The sequence below is a fragment of the Flavobacterium sp. W20_MBD1_R3 genome, from assembly GCF_052119725.1.
Taxonomy (GTDB): Bacteria; Bacteroidota; Bacteroidia; order Flavobacteriales; family Flavobacteriaceae; genus Flavobacterium.
Map to the genome: position 1 here is coordinate 126,436 of NZ_JBGQOR010000006.1, position 19,081 is coordinate 145,516.

The 19,081-nt window shown below is 34.1% G+C and carries 17 protein-coding genes; 6 read left to right on the forward strand and 11 right to left on the reverse strand.

All coding sequences use genetic code 11. The features are described from left to right. Positions 1 to 72: 72 nt before the first annotated feature. The 3 genes from rny to ACEN2F_RS10195 form a co-directional block, all read right to left on the reverse strand. Complete coding sequence (gene rny, locus ACEN2F_RS10185) at positions 73 to 1,638, reverse strand: ribonuclease Y (protein WP_441738649.1); 1,566 nt, start codon at positions 1,636 to 1,638, stop codon at positions 73 to 75. Positions 1,639 to 1,846: 208 nt separating this feature from the next. Beyond that, on the reverse strand, positions 1,847 to 2,140 hold the full coding sequence (locus ACEN2F_RS10190) for a cell division protein ZapA (protein WP_441738651.1): 294 nt from the start codon (positions 2,138 to 2,140) through the stop codon (positions 1,847 to 1,849). Positions 2,141 to 2,148: 8 nt separating this feature from the next. Beyond that, entirely contained in the window at positions 2,149 to 2,439 is a 291-nt protein-coding gene (locus ACEN2F_RS10195; RefSeq protein WP_441738654.1) for a hypothetical protein, read from the reverse strand. A gap of 176 nt (positions 2,440 to 2,615) precedes the next feature. On the opposite strand from ACEN2F_RS10195, the gene ACEN2F_RS10200 reads away from it, so the two are divergent. The 3 genes from ACEN2F_RS10200 (at position 2,616) to ACEN2F_RS10210 (ending at position 7,625) form a co-directional block, all read left to right on the forward strand. Continuing rightward, positions 2,616 to 4,313: a M23 family metallopeptidase gene (locus tag ACEN2F_RS10200; RefSeq protein WP_441738657.1), complete on the forward strand. Its 1,698-nt coding sequence runs from the start codon at positions 2,616 to 2,618 to the stop codon at positions 4,311 to 4,313. Positions 4,314 to 4,391: 78 nt separating this feature from the next. Continuing rightward, positions 4,392 to 6,794, forward strand: a complete 2,403-nt coding sequence (locus ACEN2F_RS10205; protein WP_441738660.1) for a TonB-dependent receptor — start codon at positions 4,392 to 4,394, stop codon at positions 6,792 to 6,794. Positions 6,795 to 6,902: 108 nt separating this feature from the next. Beyond that, positions 6,903 to 7,625: a hypothetical protein gene (locus ACEN2F_RS10210; protein WP_441738662.1), complete on the forward strand. Its 723-nt coding sequence runs from the start codon at positions 6,903 to 6,905 to the stop codon at positions 7,623 to 7,625. A gap of 133 nt (positions 7,626 to 7,758) precedes the next feature. On the opposite strand, the gene ACEN2F_RS10215 is transcribed toward ACEN2F_RS10210, so the two are convergent. The 8 genes from ACEN2F_RS10215 to ACEN2F_RS10250 form a co-directional block, all read right to left on the reverse strand. Beyond that, entirely contained in the window at positions 7,759 to 8,556 is a 798-nt protein-coding gene (locus tag ACEN2F_RS10215) for a DUF3667 domain-containing protein (RefSeq protein WP_441738665.1), read from the reverse strand. Positions 8,557 to 8,571: 15 nt separating this feature from the next. Then, on the reverse strand, positions 8,572 to 8,829 hold the full coding sequence (locus ACEN2F_RS10220; RefSeq protein ID WP_441738667.1) for a hypothetical protein: 258 nt from the start codon (positions 8,827 to 8,829) through the stop codon (positions 8,572 to 8,574). 69 nt (positions 8,830 to 8,898) lie between these two features. Next, positions 8,899 to 9,138: a hypothetical protein gene (locus tag ACEN2F_RS10225; RefSeq protein WP_441738670.1), complete on the reverse strand. Its 240-nt coding sequence runs from the start codon at positions 9,136 to 9,138 to the stop codon at positions 8,899 to 8,901. Positions 9,139 to 9,409: 271 nt separating this feature from the next. After that, positions 9,410 to 10,111 carry a hypothetical protein gene (locus ACEN2F_RS10230; protein WP_441738672.1) on the reverse strand — a complete coding sequence of 234 codons (702 nt, stop codon included), beginning with the start codon at positions 10,109 to 10,111 and terminating at the stop codon, positions 9,410 to 9,412. 87 nt (positions 10,112 to 10,198) lie between these two features. Further along, positions 10,199 to 12,028 carry an ABC transporter ATP-binding protein gene (locus ACEN2F_RS10235; protein ID WP_441738675.1) on the reverse strand — a complete coding sequence of 610 codons (1,830 nt, stop codon included), beginning with the start codon at positions 12,026 to 12,028 and terminating at the stop codon, positions 10,199 to 10,201. After that, entirely contained in the window at positions 12,028 to 13,755 is a 1,728-nt protein-coding gene (locus ACEN2F_RS10240) for a phospho-sugar mutase (RefSeq protein WP_441738677.1), read from the reverse strand. The genes ACEN2F_RS10235 and ACEN2F_RS10240 overlap by 1 nt, the downstream gene beginning before the upstream one ends. Before the next feature lie 179 nt (positions 13,756 to 13,934). Next, a complete protein-coding gene (locus tag ACEN2F_RS10245; protein ID WP_441738679.1) occupies positions 13,935 to 14,894 on the reverse strand; it encodes a glycosyltransferase family 2 protein in 960 nt (319 codons plus the stop codon). A gap of 6 nt (positions 14,895 to 14,900) precedes the next feature. Next, positions 14,901 to 15,431: a DUF4199 domain-containing protein gene (locus ACEN2F_RS10250; RefSeq protein WP_441738682.1), complete on the reverse strand. Its 531-nt coding sequence runs from the start codon at positions 15,429 to 15,431 to the stop codon at positions 14,901 to 14,903. 242 nt (positions 15,432 to 15,673) lie between these two features. On the opposite strand from ACEN2F_RS10250, the gene ACEN2F_RS10255 reads away from it, so the two are divergent. From ACEN2F_RS10255 to ACEN2F_RS10265, 3 genes are all read left to right on the forward strand, one after another. Further along, positions 15,674 to 15,925 (forward strand): type B 50S ribosomal protein L31, encoded by a 252-nt coding sequence (locus ACEN2F_RS10255; protein ID WP_116724713.1) that lies wholly within the window; start codon positions 15,674 to 15,676, stop codon positions 15,923 to 15,925. Positions 15,926 to 16,087: 162 nt separating this feature from the next. Continuing rightward, a complete protein-coding gene (locus tag ACEN2F_RS10260) occupies positions 16,088 to 17,263 on the forward strand; it encodes a GlmU family protein (RefSeq protein ID WP_441738685.1) in 1,176 nt (391 codons plus the stop codon). 284 nt (positions 17,264 to 17,547) lie between these two features. Then, positions 17,548 to 19,011, forward strand: coding sequence for an alanine/glycine:cation symporter family protein (locus ACEN2F_RS10265; protein ID WP_441738688.1), 1,464 nt, complete (start codon positions 17,548 to 17,550; stop codon positions 19,009 to 19,011). Positions 19,012 to 19,081 lie beyond the last annotated feature (70 nt).

Sequence of the window (19,081 nt, forward strand, 5' to 3'; positions counted from 1 at the left end):
AACCGTATTATGAATGCAAAATAAAAACTTCTCAATGATGAGAAGTTTTTATATACCTAAAATTGGAATAAACTATTTAGCAATGTTTACAGCTCTTGTTTCCCGAATTACAGTTACTTTAACTTGGCCTGGATAAGTCATTTCCGTTTGAATTTTTTGGGAGATGTCAAAAGATAAGTTAGCTGCATTTTCATCAGAAACTTTTTCGCTTTCGACGATTACACGAAGTTCTCTACCGGCTTGAATGGCATAAGCATTTTTCACACCGCTGAATCCGTATGCTACTTCCTCAAGATCCTTTAAACGTTGAATGTAAGAATCTAATACCTGTCTTCTTGCTCCTGGTCTTGCTCCTGAAATTGCATCACAAACCTGAATGATTGGTGATAATAATGATTTCATTTCTATTTCGTCGTGGTGTGCTCCAATAGCGTTACAAACCTCTTCTTTTTCACCATATTTCTCAGCCCATTGCATTCCTAATAATGCGTGTGGTAAATCACTTTCAGCATCTGGAACTTTACCAATATCGTGCAATAAACCAGCTCTTTTAGCTAGTTTTACGTTTAAACCAAGTTCAGCAGCCATGATTCCACAAAGTTTAGATACTTCGCGGGAGTGTTGCAACAAGTTTTGACCGTAAGAAGAACGGTATTTCATACGTCCAACCACTTTAATCAATTCAGGATGTAATCCGTGAATTCCTAAATCGATAACGGTACGTTTACCAACTTCTATAATCTCATCGTCAATTTGTTTAGCAGTTTTAGCAACTACTTCTTCAATACGAGCCGGGTGAATTCTTCCGTCAGTTACTAATTTATGCAATGCCAAACGCGCAATTTCTCTACGTACAGGGTCAAAACAAGAAAGGATAATAGCTTCTGGTGTGTCATCTACAATGATTTCTACTCCAGTAGCCGCTTCCAGTGCGCGGATATTTCTACCTTCACGACCAATAATTCTACCTTTTACGTCATCTGATTCAATATTGAATACTGAAACACAGTTTTCTACTGCTTCCTCCGTTCCAACTCTTTGAATAGTATTGATTATTATTTTCTTAGCTTCTTGCTGCGCGGTTAGTTTAGCTTCTTCAATAGTGTCTTGAATATGAGACATCGCTTTGCTTTTTGCCTCTGCTTTCAGTCCTTCCACTAATTGATTCTTCGCTTCTTCTGCTGATAAGCCAGAAATAACTTCCAATTGTTGCAGCTGACTCTTGTGAAGTTTATCTACTTCTATTTGTCTTTTGTCTAATATTTCTATTTTGGTGTTGTATTCCAGCGCTTTAGCTTCAAAATCATCATTTACCTTTTTAGCTTTTGATAATTCATTAGAGATTTGAGATTCCTTGTCTCGAACTCTTTTTTCTATTTCAGCCATTTTTTTGTCACGAGAAAGAATTACTTGTTCGTGCTCTGATTTTAATTCTATAAATTTCTCTTTCGCTTGAAGAATTTTATCTTTCTTTATATTTTCGGCTTCTAAATTCGCATCTTTCAAGATGGAGGCAGCCTCTTTCTTTGAATTTTTAATTAAGTTGGATATATTGCTTTTTTCTATCATTTTTGCGATAGCGAAACCTGCTGCAATACCTATAATTCCCGTAATAATAATCGTTAATATGTTGTCCATGTTTGTTAAAATTTATATATAAAAAAGCCTACATTAGTTTTGTTGAATAAACTCGGAAAGACAAGTTTTGAGCTAACTCACTGTTCAAGTTTCCTCACCGAAGTGTGGCATGCTTTAGTAGTGATGATTTGCCCATTCTAAATTGTTAGTGTTGAGTTTACCAAATGTGAACTAATGTAGGCAGTATCTTAGTTTTTGTAAAGAACGTTTATTTGTCGAGATATTGATCTAAAACTGCATTGATTTTTTTAATTCTTTCAATAGTTGCTTCTCCATCAATAGTTTTGTCAATTTGCTTTTGTTCTGTTTGTGAGGCAAATTGTAAGGCGCACATTGCTAAAACATCTTGCTTGTCACGGACAGCATAATTTTCTTCAAATTGCTTTATCATTTTATCGATCTTTTTCGAAGCGCTTCTAAGGCCTTCTTCCTGAGATAATTCTACCGTTAGCGGGTAGACTCTGTCTGCGATTGATATTTTAATTTTAAGCTTCTCGTCCATATTTTTTATTAATCGGATAGCTGTGCTATACAATAATCAATTTCGCGAATTAATGAATTTATTTTAAGCTTCGTATCTCTTTTATTATCGTCACTGCCTAGTAATGTGTTGGCTACTTTGAGTGTTTCATACTGCACTTTTAACGCTTCAATCTGTTTTGACTGAGTCTGTATTATAGATGCAGTTTTTATTAATTCATTTTTCAAATCTTGATTGTTTTGCTCTAAACCTCTCATTTTACTGAAAAGTTTTTCAACCTTATTTTCAAGAGTATCAATAATTTCTGCAATTGCACTCATTATATATCCTATTCATTACATAATCATACAAAGTTAGTATTCCTTTTTAATTTTGCAATATTTTATTATTTTTTTTGCATTAAATTAATTAAACTGCAGTTTTCCAAATGGTTAGGAATGGTTTATTTAGCTTTAGTTATGCCTTCTTTTTTTTTATCTTAGCAAAAATCTAAGCCATGAAATTATCTATTTATTTATTGTTTTTTTGTACAACCGTTTTTGCACAAGCAGATTATCCAAAAGATTATTTTAGATCACCTTTAGATATTCCGATGCAATTATCGGGAAACTTTGGGGAGTTAAGACCCAATCATTTTCATGCTGGTTTTGACATTAGAACGCAACAAAAGGAAGGATTAAAAGTCTATGCAGTTGCTGATGGTTACGTGTCAAGAATAAAGATATCTACTTTTGGTAACGGGAAAACAATTTATATAAATCATCCTAATGGATATACCTCCGTGTACGGACATTTAAAAATGGCCAATGGTGAAATAGAAAACTACATTAAGAAAACGCATTATAAAGAGGAATCTTTTGAAATCGAAATGTTTTTTAAGCCAAATGAAATGGTGGTAAAAAAAGATGATATCATTGCTTTTTCTGGTAATACAGGATCTTCTGAAGGACCGCATTTGCATTTTGAATTTCGGGATTCGAAAACAGAGTTTATCATTAATCCGATGCTTTTTGGTTATAATAAATTTTTAAAAGACACGAAGAAACCAATTATTTCAGGAGTTTATGTCTATCCTTTGGATTCGAAAACTACTGTAAATAGTTCTAAACGTCCATTATTACTGAATGTTTCTCTGCAAAAGGACGGAACCTATTTATCAGATAAAGTCGTTGCAAATGGTTCAATCGGTTTTGGTATTTCGGCGTATGACACTGACGATGTTTCGTTTAATAATAATGGAGTGTATAAAGTGCAGTCTTTTTATAACGGAAAACCAAACTTCGGTTATGAATTCAACACGTATTCCTTTGATGACATGCGCTACATAAATGCGCTGATTGATTATTCGCGATACAAAAAAATGCAACAACGGGTTCAGAAATTATTTATGAAAACGCCCTATAATTTGAGCTTTATTCAAGCCGATGAAAACAAAGGGGTTTTGCAAGTAACACCCAATTTAGCTTCGCTGTATCGTATTGAAGTTTCGGATTTTTTTGGCAACAAAAAAACAATAGCAATTCCTATCAAATATGAAGTTTTGCCTACCGTAATAAGTAAGGAGCCTGTGCAATCTAATTATTTTGTAAGAGCGAACAAAGACAGTAATTTTGCTTTAGGAAATATGTCCGTTTTCTTTCCTGCAGGAACTTTTTATGAAGATTTTGATTTGAATTTTGATGTAAAAAATGACACTTTGTTTTTACACGACGACACCGTTCCTGCACATACTAATTTTACGGTTTCCATTGAAGATACAAAATCAACTGAAGAACAAAGACAAAAAATGTTTATTGGCAGAATTGACGGAAAAAAAGTAAGTTACAATCCAACGTATATAAAAGACAGCGTATTCAATACAAAGGTTAAAATTTTAGGAAAATATGCTTTAGTTGCGGATACGGTTGCGCCAAAAATAAGCATCGCCGTACCCGTAGAAGGGAAATGGATTAGCGCTCAAAAAACAATTCAGCTTTCTATTTATGATGAATTGTCAGGTATAAAAACATACAACGGTTATTTAAACGGAAAATGGATATTATTTGAATATGACAACAAAACTAGAAAACTTACTCATTATTTCACTGATGGATTTGATGTGGACGGTGCCAATGAATTAAAAGTTGTTGTTACAGATAATGTAGGAAATTCAACTATCTTTGCGACTCGTTTTTTTAGAAGCCAAAAAAAATAAAAACCAAATCACTTGAGCACTACTAAATTAATTTTTGTTTTCTTTTTTTGTTTAGCAAGCCTATCTTTATCGGCCCAAATGGCTAGAATAAAAGGAGTTATTTTGGACAAAAACAATCAACCGGTAGAAAACGTAAATGTTTCTTATTCAAGTTTTGGAACGCAATCCAATCAAAATGGATTTTACGATATAAAGGTTCCTGCAAATCAAAAAATAATACTTGTTTTTACGCATGTCTCGTTAAGGAAAATAACGGTAATTTTTTCTTTGGATTCCAATGAACAAAAGGAGTTTAACCCTGTTATGAGTGATCAGGAAGAACAAATGGGTGAAGTGATTGTGACTTCCAATAATCGCAAACTGATTCAGGGTGTTGCAACCATTGAACCTGAAATGATTCGGAAAATCCCGGGAGCTAATGCAGGTATCGAAAACATTTTGAAAACCTTGCCTGGAGTAAATTCTAATAACGAATTGAGTACACAATATGCCGTTCGTGGTGGCAATTATGACGAGAATTTAGTTTATGTAAATGAAATTGAGGTCTATCGTCCGTTTCTAATTCGGTCGGGACAACAAGAAGGATTGAGTTTTACCAATACTGATTTAGTTCAGAATGTCGATTTCTCAGCGGGAGGTTTTCAAGCGAAGTTTGGAGATAAATTATCTTCAGTTTTAGATATTACCTATAGAAAACCGGTTAAATTTGGCGCAAGCCTAGAAGCGAGTTTCCTTGGCGGAAGCCTTTCTGTGGATGCGGTTTCCAGGGATAAAAAATGGTCTGCCGTTACAGGAGTACGATACCGCAACAATAGTCTTTTGGTGAAAAGTCAAGAAACGCAAACGAATTTCACGCCTTCCTTTGCAGATATTCAAACCAATATAAATTATCAGGCTTCGGCCAAATGGCAATGGAGTTTTCTGGGTAATATTTCCCAAAACAAATACCAGTATCAACCACTAACCAGACAAACTAATTTTGGAACTATAGATAATCCCATGCGACTTTCTGTTTTCTACGAAGGTCAGGAAAAGGATAAGTATGATACGTATTTTGGAGCTTTAAAAACAACGTTCAATGTTTCGGATAATTTTACGTTGAAATTTATCGGTTCTGTTTTTCATACTTTAGAACAAGAATATTTTGATATTTTCGCCCAATACCGTTTAGGCGAAGTGGATTCCAGTATTGGGTCAGAAACTTTTGGAGAAGTCGCTTTTACGAGAGGAATTGGATCGCAGTTGAGTCACGCCAGAAATGATTTGGATGCGCTAATTGTTAATACCGAGATAAAAGGTTTTCATGATTGGAAAGAAAGTCAGTTGGAGTGGGGAATTAAATATACGCGAGAATCCATTCGGGACAGAATAATAGAGTGGGAGGTTATTGATTCGGCCGGTTTTTCATTGAATCCACCTATTATTGATTTACCTAAAAATGATCAGCCGTATTCGCCTTACATCGGACCGCTTGTTCCGTATCAAAATATCCGAGCGACAAATTTTAACTCTATCAATAGATTTTCAGGGTATGGTCAGTGGAGCTTGAAATCGACTATTGGTTCGAGTGAAGTTTGGTATAATGCTGGTCTACGTTTTCATAACTGGGAGGTTTTAGGTTCTACTGTAACTGGAAAATCTCAAATTACTTTTAGTCCCAGAGCACAATTTGCCATAAAACCAGATTGGGAGAAAGATATGGTTTTTAGACTTTCGGGAGGACTGTACCATCAGCCACCATTTTACAGGGAATTGAGAGCTGCGGATGGAATGGTACAACCTAATACCAAGGCGCAACAATCGGTTCATTTTGTCATTGGCAATGATTATAGTTTCAAGATGTGGGATCGTCCTTTCAAGTTGGTTTCTGAGTTGTATTATAAATCGCTAACAGATGTAAATACGTATACGATTGACAATGTTCGCATTCGGTACGCAGCCAATAATAATGCTACAGCCTATGCGCAAGGATTAGATGTTCGCCTGAACGGGGAGTTTGTACCAGGAACGGAATCATGGTTTAGTTTTGGCTATTTGAAAACAGAAGAAAATAGCAATGATAAAGGATACATTGCCCGACCAACGGATCAAAGATTGAAATTTGCACTTTTGTTTCAAGATTATATGCCTAATATCCCGAGTCTGAAATTGTATTTGAATTTAGTTTACAATACTGGATTGCCGGGAGGTTCTCCTTCATATTCGGACACTTATTTATACCAAAATCGATTGAATGATTACCGTCGTGTGGATGTGGGTTTTTCTAAAGTTTTTATTGATAACACTTCAGCGACAAAGAATTCTGGTTGGTTCAAAGACTTTAAAGAATTGGCGATAGGGTTAGAAATTTTTAATCTTTTTAATAATCAAAATGCCATTACGAACACTTGGGTGCGTGATGTGTATTCTAAAAATCAGTATGCGATTCCTAATTATATGACCACCAGAGTTTTTAATATAAAATTGATTGCGAAGTTATAGTCATTAAGAATTACTACTGTTTCACCCAATTTTAATTCGATAAATCAAGGATCGAATGCCATTACCATTTTTAAAAATGATTACATTTGAATTTTAAAGTTCAGGATTATGAGAAAACTACACATCACATTTATAGGAATAGCAATTTTGTTTTTATCGAGTTGCAAGGAAGAGGCTGAAAAGCCTAAAGTTACTTACGACGGAACTGGAAAAGCGAAAGAAATTGCAAGATCTGATTCTAGTCAGATTCAAATTGCTGATTTGCCGTTGCAAATGGAAGGAACGGATTATTTGATTCATCCTGTGGCTGATTTAAGCATTCGGGAACGCGGAGTGAAGTCGAGATATGGGTCTTCCAGCGTGAATGATTTGAGTTTTACGATATCAAATTATGGCGAATTTGAAATCACCGGTTTTTTGCAGAATTTGAAATTCCAGAAAGTAAATTCAGATTCAATCAGAAAATTGACAGACAAACCAGTATTGATTCAAACCGCTACCTATTTGAAGTCGGTTGCTGATAAAACCAATAATCAGATTATGGTGTATACAATGGTTGATATGGATACTAATAAAGACGGAAAATTAGATACAAGCGATATTAAAGCGCTGTATTTAAGTGAAATTAGTGGAGAGAAATTTACTAAGATATCTACTGATTTTCAGGAATTGATCGATTGGAAATTAATTGGTTCTAAAAACCGTTTGTATTACAGAACAGTTGAAGACACCAACAAAAATGGTCAATTTGACAAAAAAGATGTTGTAAATTACTACTATATTGATTTATCTAATAAAGAGTGGGAAATAGTTGGTTACGAACCTATTTAGCAGCGCCCTTTCTAAATCAAAATATCACTTTCTAAGTCGGATTTTTCAATAATAAAATCAAATCCTAGTTGCTTGACTAACTGAATGACAAGGTTTTTATACTAGAGATTTGAACCCAATTATTGAAATGTAATTATTGTTGCGGCTTAAAATATTGTATTGCTTCTGGTCCAGCAATTATAGCGTAAACAAAACCTACAATAACCGCAAGTATCATTAAAAGTAGAAGCAATAGCAATAAAAAGCTAAAAGTTAAAAGCACACGTCCAACAATACTTTTTATAGGTTTCATTGGATAAAATCCTTTAAAAAACCAAACTAAAATAAAAGGAACACTTAACATTGTCAAACTCGAGATCATTGTAAAGTAGTCCATGTTGTTTTTGAAAAGATATAGTAACGGACTAATTATAATAATGCTAAAGAGAGTGTAAACGCATACGATATAAGCATTTATTATTACGTGTTCATAATAATTATTTCCCCATTTTCTAAACGCAAGTCTGGTCGTTAATGCAAAGACAGGAACAAGCAATAACATCAAAATTGAGTTATAGCTTTTAAGCGAAGTCATTACATCATTCATGTATTCAGAGTTGAGAGTTTCCTTAGCATAAAAAGCACTCATGATTTTCTCGAAACCAATTATTTTTATAGAGATAAAAGTGGAGATACCACTTAACACAAATACTAATAATATTGGTTTGTAATGATTTACTCTATTCCCATCAATAAAAGCTCTCGCTGTTTTCCCTGGATTCTTGATAATATTTTTTACAGAGTATAAAAAACCTTTGTTAGTGTGTAAAAAAGTATATTGAATTTCATCCCAAATATATTTTCTATCTATTTTTTTAAATTTTTTCTGACCACAATTATCGCAGAAGTTATTTAAAATTAGTGTGCTACAGTTTTGGCAATTTTGGTCCATTGATGTTGAGGTAAATTAAAGTTGTCTGGATTTAATCTCTTTTTTTAGCATTCCAAAATAGAGCAGTAAAGGCATTAATATTGTAGGTGAAAGGAAAATTGGGACGAATACAACAAGTGAAATATTTTTAAAACCTCTTGTCAGGAGAAGGTAAAGGAGGAGAGCCAGAACAAAAAGATATATTATTGAAAACCCAATTGCTACTCCTTTCATCAAATCTCTTTTTTTTAAAAGTTCTTCATTAGATAATTCTGTTAAGGTATTTTTTTTCATACTTGCGAGTTAATTTAAATTTTATAGATAGTTAGTTTTTTTGATTTGCAATAGCTTAAAGGTGTCTTACTAATTACTTTTTCTAAACGCCGTTTCTTGTTTAATCTCATTGTAATTCGAACCTGCTTTTCTGAAAAAATATCCCACCAAAATGGGTAAGAAAGTTAAAAATCCAAGTCCGTTTGTCGCGGTACTCCAAACTGCAATACCAATAAACATTCCAACATAAAACCCAGCAAATGTGCGAGCTGATTTTCTTTTTTTATATTCTATTGATAGTTCTTCGTTTGTCAAGTTTTTCAAATTCATCTGTTTTATTTTTTTGATTATAGAATTTGTTGCAATTTTCATACGAAAATACATTAAAATAATAAATAACCCTTGCTACTTTCAAATAAAGTATAATGATGTTACTATTTTTATCTTCTAATAATTTGATATTGGTATAATTATTTTGAGATTAATCATTTGATAAAGTAATAAGTAGCATTAACATCAAAATTATAAAGAATCTTGATTTATTGATTTGCAAAGATTCTAAAATGGTTCCATCTAATTGCAATTTTTCGAAGTTTTTGATTCAAATCAAAATATCACTTTCTAAGTCGGATTTTTCAATCGTAAAATCAAATCCTAGTTGCTTGACTAACTGAATGACAAGGTTTTTATACCAGTTTTCTGATTTGGGGTGAATGTATATTTTTTTGATCAATCGATTTATATCGATGTTTATTTTTAATCCCTCATTGATTGTAATACCATTTGTACCAATGTCCGTGATGATGCGTACTTCGCCTTCATATTGAAAACTTTTTCGTTTGAATAAAAAAGGAAAAAATAAATCATCAAACGGAATGTGTTCTTTTTTATAATCGATATAATTTACCTCACCAATATACTGCTCGAAATTTATTTCAGGAGCTAAAGATTCCTGCAAACGCCCAATTGTGGACTGAATTGCTATGCCCTCACTTTTTTGTGTAAAAATCTGCCACATGGCAAACGATTCGTATTCATTGATGTGCCAGCTGCTAATCGCTACCTTTTCCCGATGTGTTTTATAATAATCTAAAAATTCAGGGTTGTCAATCGAAAGTTTTTTTATTTCCTCAAAAGTAGGTTCGCTGAAAGTACCTTCATATTGATCTTCGAATTTATCTGATCGCGACATGAATAATTTTTCCGACATTAATAAATCTAAAAACTTTGACAGGTCTAGGTATTTCCAAACAACGGTATCAGGATCTTCCGGAAGTTTTATGTTTGAATTATTAATATACATTTTTAATTTAAAATTTTACAAAGCTATTAAAAATAGAGTTTTTACTGTCGCAAATGTGTTTCGTTAGTGTGCCATACAAGGAAAATATTATTCAAAACTTTGTAGTGTTACTAATTTATGGTACGTGCCGTCAAGAGCAATTAGTTCGTCGTGCGTTCCTTGTTCTACTATTTTTCCTTTTTGCATTACCACAATTTTATCTGCTTTTTGAATGGTAGAAAGTCGGTGCGCAATCACAATCGAAGTACGGTTTTGCATCATATTTTCTAGTGCAATTTGAACAAATTTTTCACTTTCAGTGTCTAATGCTGAAGTAGCTTCATCTAAAATCATAATTGGAGGATTTTTTAGAACTGCTCTAGCAATTGACAAACGTTGTTTTTGTCCACCGGAAAGTTTGTTTCCGCTGTCGCCAATGTTGGTGTGAATACCAAGTGGTAACTCTTTTACAAATTCGTACGCATTGGCAATTTTCAATGCAGCAACAATTTCTTCATCGGTTGCTTGTAATTTTCCCAAAGCGACATTCGCTTTAATAGTATCATTAAATAAGATGCTGTCCTGCGTAACCAAGCCCATCAAACCTCGAAGTGATTTCAAACTTAAATCTTTGATACTATTTCCGTCAATGGTTATTGCACCTTCGCTGGTATCATAAAAACGAGTCAGCAAATTGGCAATAGTACTTTTTCCACTTCCGGATTGTCCAACAAGAGCCACCGTTTGTCCTTTTTTTATTTCAAGAGTAAAGTCTTTCAAGACATTTTCTTGTTCGTATTTAAAGTTAATATTTTGAAGAATAATGTTCGAATCAAACGTGGTTTTTTCGATAGCATTTTCTTTTGAAGTGATCTCATTTTCGACTTCTAAAACTTCAAAAACACGTTCTGCAGCTGCCAAACCATTTTTTACGGCATACGATGCTTTCGAAATAGCTTTGGCGGGAGTAAGAATGTTAAAAGCCAACGTAAGAAAAACAATAAATGCAGCTCCTTCAAGGGTTTTGTCTATTAACACTAAGTTACCACCATACCATAGCAAAGCGGCAATGGTCGTAATTCCTAAAAACTCACTCAAAGGTGTTGCTAAATTATTTTTGTCTCCTATACTATTTGATAAATTTAATAATCGGGTCACCGAATCATTGAACCTATTTTTGAAATTAGGTTCAGCATTGTAGCTTTTAACCACTTTTAAACCACCCAGAGTTTCATCTACGATCGAAATTAAAAAACCACTTTCTTTTTGTGCCTCTAAAGATTGTGCTCTCAAATTTTTTGCAATTTTTGAAATAATAAATCCGGAAACAGGAATAAAAATTAATACAAAAAACGTCAGTTCTACGCTAATAAAAAACATTGTAACTATTGCGAATACAATGGTTAACGGTTCTTTTACAATAAGTTCTAGTATCGAAAAAAAAGAATTTTGAACCTCATTGACATCACCTAGCATTCGCGCCATAATATCCCCTTTTCTTTTTTCGGAATAATAGGATATGGGCAATTCAATTATTTTATCATACATTGCTTTTCGCAAATCTCGTAATACGCCATTCTTAAGGTGCATGATGTGATGGGAAGCCAGATAATTAAATAAATTTTTGAATAAAAATGTAATAATTACTAATGAAACAACTAATAAAAGTGCAAACTGAGCACTATTGTCTTTTGTCAATTCGGTAATTTTAAAATACAAAAGATCAGTTCCGTAGTCTTTTATATTTCCTATTCCGGTATATATTGGCTCTTTTTCTACTGTTTTGACTTTGCCAAAAAGCACCTGAAGTACTGGGAGCAAGGTCAACATCGAAATGGTACTAAAAAAAGCGTACAAAATATTGTACACTACATTCCAGATTATATGTGTTTTATAAGGTTTTGTAAAGGGTATTAATTTTATTAAATTTTTGTCCATTAGTTCAATTGCATTGCAATAATAATATTTTTAATTTTTTCATTTAGAATGATTTCTACGTCCTGAAAATCTTCTACTGCTTCTAGCTCAGCATTTACACTGATGTAGAATTTTATTTTAGGTTCTGTTCCACTTGGTCTGGCGCAAATTTTTGATCCATCTTCGGTGTAATAAATCAATACGTTCGATTTAGGAATTGTCATAGTAGACTCAGATCCGTCCAAAAGGTTTTTAGCGATTGAGGATTGATAATCTTCCAGCATAATCACTCGTTGTCCGTTAATTTCTTTCAGTGGGTTCTCTCTCATGTCGATCATCATCTGATTGATTTCCTGTAAACCATCCATTCCCTTTTTAGTCAGTGAAACCAAGTGTTCTTTATAAAATCCGTTATCAACATAGAGTTTTAGTAATTCTTTGTACACCGTACTTCCTTTGGCTTTAGCCTGTGCGGCAAGTTCACAAATCAACAAGGTAGCCGCAACAGCGTCTTTATCGCGAACAGCATCGCCCACCATATAGCCAAAACTTTCTTCGCCACCACCTATGAATTCTAATTCTGGAAAATTCTTAATCATTTTGGCAATCCATTTAAAACCAGTCAAACCCACTTTGCATTCCACGTCATAGCTTGTTGCTAATTCCATCATCATAGGAGTAGAAACAATCGTGGATCCAACAAATTGTTTGCCATTGATTTTGCCTGCTTTTTTCCATTGTTCTAATAAAAAAGCAGTCATCAAAATCATCGTTTGGTTTCCGTTAAGCAACGTCATTTTGCCATCATTATCTCTAACGGCAACACCCAATCGGTCACAGTCAGGATCAGTACCAATCACAATATCTGAATTTGTTTTATCAGCTAATGCTAACGCCATCGTCAATGCTTCTGGCTCTTCTGGATTTGGAGATTTAACGGTTGGGAAATCACCATTGGGTACTCTTTGTTCTTCAACAATATTCACATTAGGATAGCCCGCTTGCGATAAGGTATCAGGAACTAATTTGATAGAAGTCCCGTGCAAAGAAGTAAATACGATATTCAGATTTTTTTTGGCTTCAGCCGAAGTTCCAAAACTCGCATTTTCGATAGTCGATTTGATAAAAGCTTTATCAACTTCCGTATCTATATAATGTATCAAATCTTCATTAGCAGTGAACTTGATTTGATTGTAATTTAAATTCTCAATAACAGTGATTATTCCTTCATCTTCTGGTGGTACAATTTGTCCACCATCTTCCCAATACACTTTGTAACCGTTATATTCAGGAGGATTATGTGATGCGGTAAGAACAATTCCACACTGACAACCTAAATGTTTCACCGCAAAGGACAATTCAGGTGTAGGTCGCATATCCGAGAACAAATACACTTCAATTCCATTAGCCGAAAAAACATCTGCCACTAATTTAGCTAAGGTATCACTGTTATGGCGACAATCGTACGCAATAACCGCTTTTAAAGGCTGGTTCGGAAATGCAGTATGCATGTAATCCGAAAGTCCTTGTGTACTTTTTCCTAGTGTATATTTATTGATGCGATTGTTTCCTACGCCCATGACACCGCGCATTCCACCGGTTCCAAATTCAAGATTTTTGTAAAAACTCTCTTCTAATTCTTTTGGAGAGGTAGTCATCAATTCGGTTATTGCTTCCTGAGTTGCAGTGTCAAATGTTGGTGTAAGCCACTCATTTACGGCATCTAAAATGTGTTGTTTGATTTCCATTTTATATTTTTTTTAGTTTCTAAATTCGTAATTAAAATTTAAACACAGTTTTTTATTTTTAGGAGCTATATCCTGCTATCCGCTCTATCCACGCCAAAAAGGCGTGGGATGCCGCTGCTATCAGGGCTAGTTATGGTATAAATCACAACTATTGTCTCTAAATTTAGTTTTAGTTAAATTTATAAAAAATTAACTTCACTCGACACTTTATAACGCTCTTCATTGTTTTTTGTTCTCAAAATGATTTCACCAAGAAACCCGGCCAAAAACAATTGTGTTCCCAAAACCATTGAGGTAAGGGCAATGTAAAACCAAGGATTGTTCGTTACTAAACTATAGCGCATTTCGCTGTACATGTAATATAATTTTGAAACACCAATATAGCCCGCAAGCATAAACCCAATAATAAACATAAATGATCCCATGGCGCCAAACAAATGCATTGGTCTTTTGCCAAAACGGGACAAAAACCAAATGGTTATTAAATCCAGAAACCCATTGATGAAACGTTCCATTCCAAATTTAGTTTCACCATATTTTCTGGCTTGATGTTGCACTACTTTCTCACCAATTTTTCCAAAACCGGCATTTTTTGCCAAAACTGGAATGTAGCGGTGCATTTCGCCCGAAACTTCAATGTTTTTTACCACTATATTTTTGTAGGCCTTCAACCCACAATTAAAATCATTCAATTCAACTCCCGATGTTTTTCTAGCCGCCCAATTGAATAATTTTGAAGGCAGGTTCTTAGCCACTACGGAGTCATAGCGTTTCTTTTTCCATCCGGAAACTAAATCGTACTTCCCATTGGTAATCATATCATACAATCCGGGAATTTCTTCTGGGCTATCCTGTAAATCGGCATCCATGGTAATAATAACATCACCTTGTGCTTTTGCAAAACCAGCATGAAGTGCTTGTGATTTTCCAAAATTTTTCATGAAACGAACGCCTTTTACATGAGGGTTTTCATTTGCAAATCCTTCGATGATAGTCCATGAATTATCGGTACTTCCATCATCCAGAAAAATGATTTCGTACGTATAATTATGAGATTGCATCACTTTAATAATCCAATTGTAGAGTTCATTAAGGGACTCCTCTTCGTTAAGAAGTGGAATGAGTACGGATAAATTCATTACTTTTTAGTCTTGTGTGGATTTACTTTTGAAAAATGCGGCCATGACTAATCCTAATATGGCACAGAAAAAGAGTGTAAAAACCGAACCTTTTACTTGTTCTATGGTTGAATACGGATCTGTTTCTCTTAATTTTGAAATGGTTTCATTTAATGAGGATACCGGAACACCAAATTGTTCAGAAGTGCTAATTAAATATTTTATCGTCAAATCTAAAAGAGTTTCTTTTACGGAAGGATCGATAAAATTAAATAAAATGATTTTAAAACTAACAGAAATTAAAACCGCAATCACTGCTGCTATAAAATAGGTTGTAAATGCTTCTTTAAAAGAAAAAATGCCATTTAATTCCTTTTTTGTTTTTGAAAGCATGATGATAGGAACGATTACAAAAACGGAGAAACTCAAAAGTGTGGTCCACCAAGCAATAAATAATTTGAGATCTATTGCATACATTAAAGCAGTAATCAATGATAGTATTACTCCTGTAATTACGCCGTAGGTTACACCGTTTTTTTTAATAACTTCGTTGATCATTATGGTTTGTTTTAGAATTAATTCACAAATATAACAATTCCGAATATAAACGGTACTAAAAATCGATTTTTACAATTATTTAAAAAAAGTGAAGCAAAGAATTGTTTATTGGAAAATAATTGTAAATTTGCAAACTCAAAATAATAGTGTAAAACAAAAAGTTGTAACCCATTTATACCTTTTCTGTCAGAGGAAAAGCTTCAAAGTGAGTTGTAGCCAAACAAATAAAAAAGAATAACAAGATGAAAAAAGGTGTACACCCAGAAAATTACAGATTAGTTGCTTTTAAAGACATGTCAAATGAAGATGTTTTTATCACTAAATCTACTGCAGATACAAGAGAAACAATTACAGTTGACGGAGTTGAATATCCAGTTGTAAAAATGGAGATCTCTAGAACTTCTCACCCTTTTTACACAGGTAAATCTAAACTTATTGATACTGCAGGTCGTATTGATAAATTTAAAACTAAATACGCAAAACACGCTAAATAATAAAAGCTTGTTTTTTAATATAGTAAAGCCTTCCTTTTTGGAGGGCTTTTTTATTTTATTTATTTGAAAACTTTGTAACTTTGAAGTCAATATTATAAAAAGGGAAGTTTTTTTGAACTAATTTTTATTCAATAACTAACTGAATCAACAAATAAACAATTTATGAATTACATACTTTTTGATGGTCCCGCTCGGAACGCCTTACTGCCCTTTACGTTTACACGTCCTGTTGCCGATATTCTTATTGGGATTATGACTATTCGTCAAAAATGGGAAATGCATTTGGGTTCAACTACCACCACATTGACAGAGGAATATTTATCTGAGAAATTTCCAATGGTAGAATTAGAAGTAAACGTAATGATCAATGCTTCTTATCTTCCTAATGCTGTTTTGGCTGAAATGGTTAGTAATCTGGAACCCAATCAGGCCATTTTCAAAGGTGAGGAAGTGATTGCTTTTTATACCAATGAAGACCAGGAAGAAGTAGATTTTGATTCCTATGAAATTTTAGAGTACAACGAGGACTGTTTGACGGTACAAAATACGTGGGATATTTTTTCTAAAAATGATGCCGCTATCCGTGAGGATTTTGAATATTTAACAGAGGATAGAAAATCACATCCTATTCCAAAAAGTGTAAATGTAATTGCGCCTGAAAATATATTTATCGAAGAAGGCGCGAAGTTAGAGTTTGTTACTTTAAATGCTTCAACTGGTCCTATATATATAGGTAAGGATTCTGAAATCATGGAAGGGTCCGTTATTAGAGGTCCTTTTGCTTTATGCGAAAATGCACAAGTGAAAATGGCGGCAAAAATTTATGGCGCTACAACCGTTGGGCCCTATTCCAGAGTTGGAGGAGAAGTTAATAACTCTGTGTTGTTTAGTTATTCTAATAAGGGACACGATGGTTTTTTAGGGAATTCAGTTCTTGGGGAATGGTGCAATATTGGTGCTGACAGCAATAATTCCAATTTGAAAAACAATTACGAAGAAGTGAAATTGTGGAGTTATGAAACCGAAGGATTTGCTAAAACCGGTCTTCAGTTTTGTGGCTTGATGATGGGAGACCACAGTAAATGTGGTATCAATACGATGTTTAACACAGGAACGGTAGTAGGAGTGAGCGCTAATATTTTTGGCAGTGGTTTTCCTCGAAATTTTGTTCCAAGTTTTTCTTGGGGTGGCGCTTCCGGTTTTACCACTTACTTAACTAAAAAAGCATTTGAAACTGCAAGACTCGTAATGAGCCGCAGAAATGTAGCCTTTGATGAAAGAGAAGCTGCAATTTTAGAACATGTTTTTGAGGAAACTAAAAAGTGGAGGAAAGAATAATTGCCGCTGGAAGTAAATTTAGAATATAACAAATATAAAAATGCTCTTTTGATTTTAAAAGAGCATTTTTTTTATTTTTCTAAAAGTCGACATCTTTGCTAAAACACTAAAATTGGGAATGTAATTTATCTTTTTGAGTAAAAACAGGGTGTTGTTCCAGTCGTTGGTTTTGAGTGCGTTACGATTTTATTTGGGTTTTAGAGGAGTCTTAGTTAGTTTTCTTTGCCTTAATGTTATAGTTTTATAAAAATTAATTGTTGCTTTTATTAATATAAATTGAATATATGGAAGAGATTGTCGGGATGATAAATGAAATAGTGTGGAGTACGCCTTTAATAATTTTATGTCTAGGGACGGGACTTTATTTTTCTATTCGGACACGTTTTCTTCAACTGCGGCATATTAAGGAGATGTTCCGTTTGCTATTTGATGGGAAAAGTTCAGAATCTGGTGTCTCTTCTTTTCAAGCTTTATCGATGTCACTAGCGGGAAGAGTTGGAACGGGAAATATTGCCGGAGTAGCTACCGCAATAACCTTTGGAGGCCCAGGGGCTTTATTTTGGATGTGGGTTGTTGCTTTTTTAGGCGCAAGTACAGCATTTGTAGAAGCAACTCTAGCACAAATTTACAAAGAAAAACATTTAGGACAGTTTCGTGGTGGCCCCGCTTTTTATATCGAAAGAGGTTTGGGCGTCAAGTGGTTCGCCGTTTTGTTTGCCATAGTCTCCGTTATTTCAGCGGGGATTTTACTGCCGGGAATTCAGTCTAATTCGGTTGCTGACGGTTTAAGTAATGCCTTTAACCTTGATGCCAGAATTACAGCCGTTATAGTAGCTGTTGTATTTGGAGCAATTATTTTTGGTGGAGTAAAAAGAATAGCAAAAGTAACAGAAGTGGTGGTGCCTATCATGGCTCTAGGGTACCTTTTAATCGTAATAGTGATAATAGGTATGAATTTAGGAGCACTACCAGGCGTTATTTCTTTGGTTTATAGTAGTGCTTTTAGTCAGGAAGCAGGATTTGGAGCCGTAATTGGATTAGCAATTCAGTGGGGAGTTAAAAGAGGGCTCTATTCTAACGAAGCAGGACAGGGAACTGCACCGCACATTGCCGCTGCTGCAAATGTTTCGCATCCGGTTAAACAAGGTTTAGTACAATCTTTTTCTGTGTACATTGATACATTATTGGTGTGTAGTGCAACAGGTTTTATGTTATTGATTACTGGTAAATACAATGTAGAAAATCCAGTAAAAGGGGCAAACGGTGCCACTGAATTTTTATATGAGGGAGCTAAGAATGTTACCGCTGGGACAGGATATACTCAGAGTGCCATGGATAGTGTTCTACCTGGTTTTGGATCTTTCTTTGTGGCAATTGCATTATTTTTCTTTGCTTTTACTACCATTTTGGCATATTACTATATTGCGGAAACTAATATTTCCTACTTGACAAGAAAAATGAATTCACTTGTTTTTAACCGCATATTAAAAATTGTTATGATATTGGTGGTTATGTACGGCTGTGTCAATGAAGCAAGTCTGATATGGAATATTGGGGATATTGGTGTTGGGATTATGGCTTGGTGTAATATTATTGCAATTCTGCTGTTGCAAAAACCAGCTCTTGCAGCATTAAAAGATTATGAAAAACAAAGGAAAGAAGGCAAAGATCCTGTTTTTATTGCAAAAAATATAGGTGTTAATAACGCACCAATATGGGATGAAATTAATAAAAAGAAAGAAATTTAATTTTAGTATTTCTTTTTAAAAGCTTCCAGAAAGACAATTTTTAGTCTCTTTCTGGAAGCTTTTATTTTAT

Coding starts and splice junctions, on each gene's coding strand:
- ACEN2F_RS10190 (WP_441738651.1), bottom strand. CDS start 2,140: ATGGACGAGAAGCTTAAAATTAAAATATCAATCGCAGACAGAGTCTAC.
- ACEN2F_RS10205 (WP_441738660.1), top strand. CDS start 4,392: ATGGCTAGAATAAAAGGAGTTATTTTGGACAAAAACAATCAACCGGTA.
- ACEN2F_RS10250 (WP_441738682.1), bottom strand. CDS start 15,431: ATGATCAACGAAGTTATTAAAAAAAACGGTGTAACCTACGGCGTAATT.
- ACEN2F_RS10260 (WP_441738685.1), top strand. CDS start 16,088: ATGAATTACATACTTTTTGATGGTCCCGCTCGGAACGCCTTACTGCCC.
- ACEN2F_RS10240 (WP_441738677.1), bottom strand. CDS start 13,755: ATGGAAATCAAACAACACATTTTAGATGCCGTAAATGAGTGGCTTACA.
- rny (WP_441738649.1), bottom strand. CDS start 1,638: ATGGACAACATATTAACGATTATTATTACGGGAATTATAGGTATTGCA.
- ACEN2F_RS10220 (WP_441738667.1), bottom strand. CDS start 8,829: ATGAAAAAAAATACCTTAACAGAATTATCTAATGAAGAACTTTTAAAA.
- ACEN2F_RS10210 (WP_441738662.1), top strand. CDS start 6,903: ATGAGAAAACTACACATCACATTTATAGGAATAGCAATTTTGTTTTTA.
- ACEN2F_RS10225 (WP_441738670.1), bottom strand. CDS start 9,138: ATGAATTTGAAAAACTTGACAAACGAAGAACTATCAATAGAATATAAA.
- ACEN2F_RS10265 (WP_441738688.1), top strand. CDS start 17,548: ATGGAAGAGATTGTCGGGATGATAAATGAAATAGTGTGGAGTACGCCT.
- ACEN2F_RS10255 (WP_116724713.1), top strand. CDS start 15,674: ATGAAAAAAGGTGTACACCCAGAAAATTACAGATTAGTTGCTTTTAAA.
- ACEN2F_RS10215 (WP_441738665.1), bottom strand. CDS start 8,556: ATGGACCAAAATTGCCAAAACTGTAGCACACTAATTTTAAATAACTTC.
- ACEN2F_RS10230 (WP_441738672.1), bottom strand. CDS start 10,111: ATGTATATTAATAATTCAAACATAAAACTTCCGGAAGATCCTGATACC.
- ACEN2F_RS10245 (WP_441738679.1), bottom strand. CDS start 14,894: ATGAATTTATCCGTACTCATTCCACTTCTTAACGAAGAGGAGTCCCTT.
- ACEN2F_RS10195 (WP_441738654.1), bottom strand. CDS start 2,439: ATGAGTGCAATTGCAGAAATTATTGATACTCTTGAAAATAAGGTTGAA.
- ACEN2F_RS10235 (WP_441738675.1), bottom strand. CDS start 12,028: ATGGACAAAAATTTAATAAAATTAATACCCTTTACAAAACCTTATAAA.
- ACEN2F_RS10200 (WP_441738657.1), top strand. CDS start 2,616: ATGAAATTATCTATTTATTTATTGTTTTTTTGTACAACCGTTTTTGCA.